Origin of the sequence: Corynebacterium sp. (assembly GCF_030530965.1) — a bacterium.
In the GTDB taxonomy this organism is placed as follows: domain Bacteria; phylum Actinomycetota; class Actinomycetes; order Mycobacteriales; family Mycobacteriaceae; genus Corynebacterium.
In genome coordinates this window covers 1-5,512 of the sequence record NZ_JAUMTY010000041.1, presented here as the reverse complement: position 1 = coordinate 5,512, position 5,512 = coordinate 1, and the positions used below count along the sequence as shown (strand labels likewise).

The following is a 5,512-nucleotide window of genomic DNA, read 5'->3' as shown; positions in this document are numbered from 1 at the left end:
AAAACCCGCCATACGCCGGAGCGATATGGCGGGAACCCGACCACCTAGGAAAGCTTCCTAGACGGTAGACCGGGCATTGGATCGGGGGTTAGACCCGACCGTGAAGATAGCCCTATTTCTTGTCGTCCTTGAGGGCGTGACGGCCAGCTCCATTCGCGGAGTTGCCCTTACCATTGTTGCCCTTCTTCTGGCCACCGTTGTTCTTCGGTGCGCCGGGCTTCTGAGCACCATTGTTCTTGGACGCATTGCCCTTACCAGAACCCTTGCCAGCTTTAGCCTTGGCACTCGGCGCCTGCGGGGCGCTGTTCTTGGGAGCGGACTTCTTGCCATCTGACTTCTTAGCGTCCTTGGCCTTCTTCTCCGCCTGAGCCTTGACGTCCTTAGCTTCCTTCTTCAGGTCTTCAGCCTTATCCTGAGCGGCTTTCTTAACCTCGTCGGCCTTGTCATCGGCGCGGGAAGCAGCGTCCTTAGCATCAGCTTTAGCCTGCTCTGCCTTATCCGCAGCCCGATCGGCAACGTCGGAAGCAGCAGCCTTCAGGTCTTCCGCCTTGTCCTTGGCGGCGTCATTCAGCTCCTCAGCCTTGCTCTGGGCAGCTTTCTTAACCTCGTCGGTCTTCTCCTTGGCCTGGTCGGCCTTCTCAGCCGCCGCGGCCTGAGCGTCGTCCTTAGCATCGGCTGCCTTCTCCTTGGCGTCCTCCACTTTGTCGTCTTTGCTGTCGGCAGAGGAGTTCGACGTCGGGGTTTCCGTCTTGTACACCAAGCGGGGCTCGTCGTTGTTCTTCGGCGGTTCCGTCGATACGTTTTTGGAGGACCGAGACTTGTACGTTGCCCACCCGCCGGCAACGAGCGCAACGAACAGGACGATAAATAAAGGCTTCTTGCTGCGCTTCGTCTTCTTCCCAGCCGCTTGATCCAGTGAATCGGTCACGGAATCGGGGAGACGATCGCTGACGGAATCGGGCAGGTTGTTTGATGCAGCGGCTGCAACATTGCTGGCGGTCTCTGCAGCTTTGCCCCGCACGTCGGACGCGGTGTCCTGGGCTTTTCCGGCGAACTCGCTCGCTTTGTCTGAAGCTTTGTCCGCGAACTCACTGGCCTTATCAGTGGCCTTGTCCGCAAACTCTGCGGCCTTCTTCTGGAAAGCCTCAGCGCGTTTCTGAAGAGCATCAGCCTTCTTCGCGTTCTGCTTCCGAGCCTTGGAGGCCTTTTTATCCGCCTTCTTCTGAACCTTCTTAGCCTTCTTTTCTGCCTTGGCGCGGGCCTTATTTAACTTCTTGCCAGCTTTATCCGCTTTTTCGGATGCAAGGTCATAAGCGCGTTCGCTCTCTTCGCGGATGCGATCAACGACAGCCACGGCAGTGGGGTTTGCTGAAGCGCGCAGCTGCTCCAGAGTGGACTTCTTCTTTGACATGGCCGAGTTCTCCTTGGATGAGCTTTGGGAGGACGCTTTCTTGTCCTTCTTCTTCTCTTGCTTTTTAGCTTTCTTAGCCGCTTTCTTGTCCTTCTTCCCCTTAGCCTCGGAGGAATTATCAGAGGACGAATCGTTGGCGTTCTTATCTACCTTACCGTTATCGCCCTGACCACGCGGTTTCCCGGGGTTAGATTCCTTCGCTTTTGCGTATTCAACAAGGCGCTCGACGGGGTCGAAGTCGCGAGCTTCCTTATTGTCTTTTCGCTGTTTGCGGGCGTCGGAGAGGTTGCGTGCCGCGCGCAAAAACATGGTTGTGTCCGAGGAGTTCATGGTTCTTCCTTATCGGTTCCTTACCGGTTTCTTGGTCAGAGGCGGATCTTTATAACGTGTCTTTTACTACTGTAGTGGGGTGAGGGGGCGGTTCGTCTAGTAACTACGTACAATGAGTGTCGTGAGTACGCAGAAGACAGCAACCGCGATTTTGCACACTAATCGCGGCGATATTTCTATCGACCTCTTCGGTAATCATGCTCCCCAGACCGTCGATAATTTTGTCGGGTTGGCTAAGGGCACGAAGGATTACTCGGAGCGCAATGCTTCGGGTGGAGAAGAGGGCCCGTTCTACGATGGCGCAATTTTCCACCGCGTCATCGACGGTTTCATGATCCAGGGTGGGGATCCGACGGGAACAGGCCGTGGTGGCCCCGGTTACCGCTTTGGTGACGAATTCCACCCTGAACTGCAGTTTGACCGCCCGTACCTGTTGGCCATGGCGAACGCCGGCCCGGGTACCAACGGTTCCCAGTTCTTCATCACCGTCGCCCCGACGCCGCACCTGAACAACCACCACACCATTTTTGGTGAGGTCACCGATGCGGATTCCCAGAAGGTTGTCGACACGATCGCGGAAACAAAGACAGATCGCTTCGACCGTCCGCTGGACGACATTGTGATTGATTCCGTGGAGATCGTCGAGAACTAGGTCGACAGCTAGTTTGAGACGTCGGCGGTTAAAGTGAGCCGTCGGCTGTGTGTCGTCGGCAATCTATTTAGTACCGACGTCTAACGACGATTGACGACGAGTAACGCGGCGACCGTGTCAGTGCCTGTAGCGTTCCGATACGTGTACTGCGTTGGTACGTGTAACGTGTGATAACGTGCTGACACGGACGATTCGCCAAACCCCTGTGACCTCGGGCGCGCTGATTGCCTGCATCGTTGTGTACCTGGTGACCGTTGCGCAATCCGGGTCCCTGGAGGGCAACACGCATGAATCGTCCTTGGCGGCGTCCTGGTGGCTGTATTTGCCCGCGCTGACGCCCGATAACGAGGCCCTTCTCCGTGGGCTGACCTTCAGTTTTCTTCACTCCGGCCTGACGCACCTCCTGTTCAACGGGGTGATGCTGTGGGTGTTCGGGGTCGGCATCGAGCGCACCTATGGTTCGCTGGCGATGGCGATCATTTTTGCGGGCACAAGCTACGGTTCGGCCGCCATGATTCAATGGCGCGACCCCCTGTCCCTGACCGTGGGGGCATCGGGGGTGATCTATGGCCTGATGGCCGTTGCCGCAGGCATGTATCTGAACAATAAACCGCAGATGAGGGCGCTTATCGTCCTCATTGTGGTGAACTTGGGGTATTCATTAATTACTCCGGGCATCTCCTTGTGGGGGCATATTGGGGGATTGCTGACGGGTGCCCTGATGGCCGTCGCGATCTACGGAGCACAGATTATGACCGGTGTTCGCGGTCCAGGCCGACGCGTTGGACGGTTCGTCGCTGCTGGTCTAGGCACCGCGGGAATGGCGCACGGTGTTGGCTCGATGTCGAGTGGCACCTCATTGCTCGGTGGCGCTGGGGGCGCCATGATGGGTGCCGGTGGATCGCAGCGAAGGCTGATCGCGCGGCTGTCAGCGTCGGTAGCTGTGTTTGTGGTCGGGTGTGGAGCGATGGTGGTTTACATCGCGCAGGTTCATTCCGCGCTGGGGGTATAAATTCTCGAATTGGGTGTATTTCCCGACGAAAATCGGCATCTGGGCTACCAAAAGGCGAGGATGGGGTCTACAGTTGTTGTGTACAAGACGATGAGGAACCCGGTGAGAATCCGGGGCGGTCGCGCCACTGTGACTTCGTTAGCGGTTGGGCAGTACGCCTGGTCAACCTGGTCGTTCCAGGAAGGGACAGCCCGATTATTGGATCTGCTGGGGTGAAAACCCCAGGTTGTGATCGTGCTTAACGAAGCAGCCAGATACTCGCGTTTTGTATTTACTTTCTTTGTTACGCGTCATATCAAAAGGAGTTGCTGCTGTTGGCTAAACTATATTCTTTTCTCTTGTGAAAGTAGGCGGAGTTAAACTCGCGCCCATCACAAATTCTCAAACTAGAAAAATTCTTTTCTTCTAGTGTTGTTACTCCATAACGAAACGCCCAGGCAGGCGCGTGGTCTCGTATGCCAGGGCGTTTCTTCACTTTCATAATTGAGGTCTACACTCGCGTAGGAATACGCACTGTTTATTTTCCAGAAGAGGAAGTATTTGTTATGACCGATTCATCACTTCATGCCGCTCAGCCAGCATCATCTCGGACGTCGGCACGCGCGCTCGCAGAAGCGATCGATGTTCCTTCGTCATTCGTGTGGTTGTTCTCTGCACTGGTCATTGGCCTGTTGGTGTACTACTTCGTTGGTATTGACCAGGGTGCGACCAGCGTCTTCGGTAACGACATGCACATCCACGAGTGGGTACACGATTCCCGGCACTTCTTGGGATTCCCCTGCCACTAATCTTCGCGTCAGCACCAGGTGCTCCCTGGTAGACGCCCATATTTGGAGTTAAAAAATGGAACGCCAATTCGTTCTACGTTGCGGGGGCTTCGGTTTACTTGCTGGACTTTTGTCCTTCATCTTCGCCAAGCTGTGGGCAGAGCCCATCATCAGCCGGGCAATCGATTACGAGGAAGGGCGCGACGAGGCTCAAGACGCCCTCGACAAAGCCGCTGGTATCGCCACTGGTGGCGATGAAACCGAACTGTTCAGCCGCACAATTCAATCGACCGTGGGTATCGGTACTGGCATGGTCCTTATGGGACTTGCCCTGGGCCTGCTGTACGCGGTGGTGTTCAGCCTGTATCTTCGGTACGCCAAGCCAACCAACATTCGAGCCGCTGCTATTGGTGTTGCAGCCGCCATGTTCGCCTGTCTGTACATCGTGCCCTGCTTGAAGTACCCGTCGAACCCGCCTGCTGTGGGTAATCCGGACACAATTAAACAGCGCACGTGGCTCTTCCTCACGATGATTATCGCGTCGGTAATCGTGATGATCGGGGTTGTTTTCCTGCACAAGGTTCTGTCCGCGCGCATGGATTCATGGGTTGCTTTCCTGATTTCAGCCGTTGTTTTCGCGGTCATCATGTACGCGTTCAGCCGGTTGCTCCCGTCCTTGGGACACTTGCATGCCGACATCGACGAGTTCGGCCGGCACAATTCTGAGACGCCTCGTCCGCTGACAGACCCGGACGGGAAGATCGTCTATCCAGGGTTCCCTGCCGATGACCTGTACTATTTCCGCGTCTACTCATTCATGGCCCAGTGCATCCTTTGGGGTGTGATCGGATTTGGCACTGCCTTGGTGTCTAAGAAGGCCATTCATAAAGCTGCCGTTCAGGCTGAGAAAGAAAAAGTTGCGGCCTAAATTCTGGCCTCGTAACCGTTCTGCGTAGCTATGTAGTGCAATGCATAGCTACGCGTTGTCATATCGGTAGACATATCGTGTGTGCCGGTAGATCTGTGGGATCATCGGGATATGTGACCTGTCTGTACCGATACCGGCCGGCACACAGCTAATTAGGTGCCAACATCGCTTGCAGACCAACAACGAAGACCTTATTGTGAGAAGCAGCACCACGGTATCGTGGTGGTTCAAAAAGTAGGCCACCGTGCTGCTACACGATGACCTACTCGGGGCAAACCCCTCTTAGCAGAGCTTCTCGATCAGATCGAGTAAAGCTGCTAAGTGGCCGGCCAAAGGGCCATATTTCAAAGCCAGGGCGAGGATCCGGACGATCACGGCCCTGGCTTTGCTTATGCCTTTCAGCCAGCCTTTA

General features: G+C 55.6%; 5 protein-coding genes and 1 riboswitch. Of the genes, 4 read left to right on the top strand and 1 reads right to left on the bottom strand.

Features of this window, described 5'->3' with window-relative positions; all coding sequences use genetic code 11:
- Positions 1-112: 112 nt before the first annotated feature.
- Complete coding sequence (locus Q3981_RS07975) at positions 113-1,741, bottom strand: hypothetical protein (protein WP_303125076.1); 1,629 nt, start codon at positions 1,739-1,741, stop codon at positions 113-115.
- A 112-nt stretch (positions 1,742-1,853) separates the two neighbouring features.
- On the opposite strand from Q3981_RS07975, the gene Q3981_RS07970 reads away from it, so the two are divergent.
- The 4 genes from Q3981_RS07970 to Q3981_RS07955 all read left to right on the top strand — a co-directional run bounded on the left by Q3981_RS07970 (position 1,854) and on the right by Q3981_RS07955 (position 5,100).
- The gene (locus Q3981_RS07970) at positions 1,854-2,393 is read left to right on the top strand and encodes a peptidylprolyl isomerase (protein ID WP_012730722.1); all 540 of its coding nucleotides are present in this window, start codon (positions 1,854-1,856) and stop codon (positions 2,391-2,393) included.
- 175 nt (positions 2,394-2,568) lie between these two features.
- Positions 2,569-3,405 (top strand): rhomboid family intramembrane serine protease, encoded by an 837-nt coding sequence (locus tag Q3981_RS07965; RefSeq protein WP_303125073.1) that lies wholly within the window; start codon positions 2,569-2,571, stop codon positions 3,403-3,405.
- Positions 3,406-3,461: 56 nt separating this feature from the next.
- A riboswitch (cobalamin riboswitch) is annotated at positions 3,462-3,686 on the top strand.
- Between the two features lie 264 nt (positions 3,687-3,950).
- Positions 3,951-4,193: a CbtB domain-containing protein gene (locus Q3981_RS07960; protein ID WP_012730724.1), complete on the top strand. Its 243-nt coding sequence runs from the start codon at positions 3,951-3,953 to the stop codon at positions 4,191-4,193.
- A gap of 55 nt (positions 4,194-4,248) precedes the next feature.
- Complete coding sequence (locus Q3981_RS07955) at positions 4,249-5,100, top strand: CbtA family protein (protein WP_303125069.1); 852 nt, start codon at positions 4,249-4,251, stop codon at positions 5,098-5,100.
- Positions 5,101-5,512 lie beyond the last annotated feature (412 nt).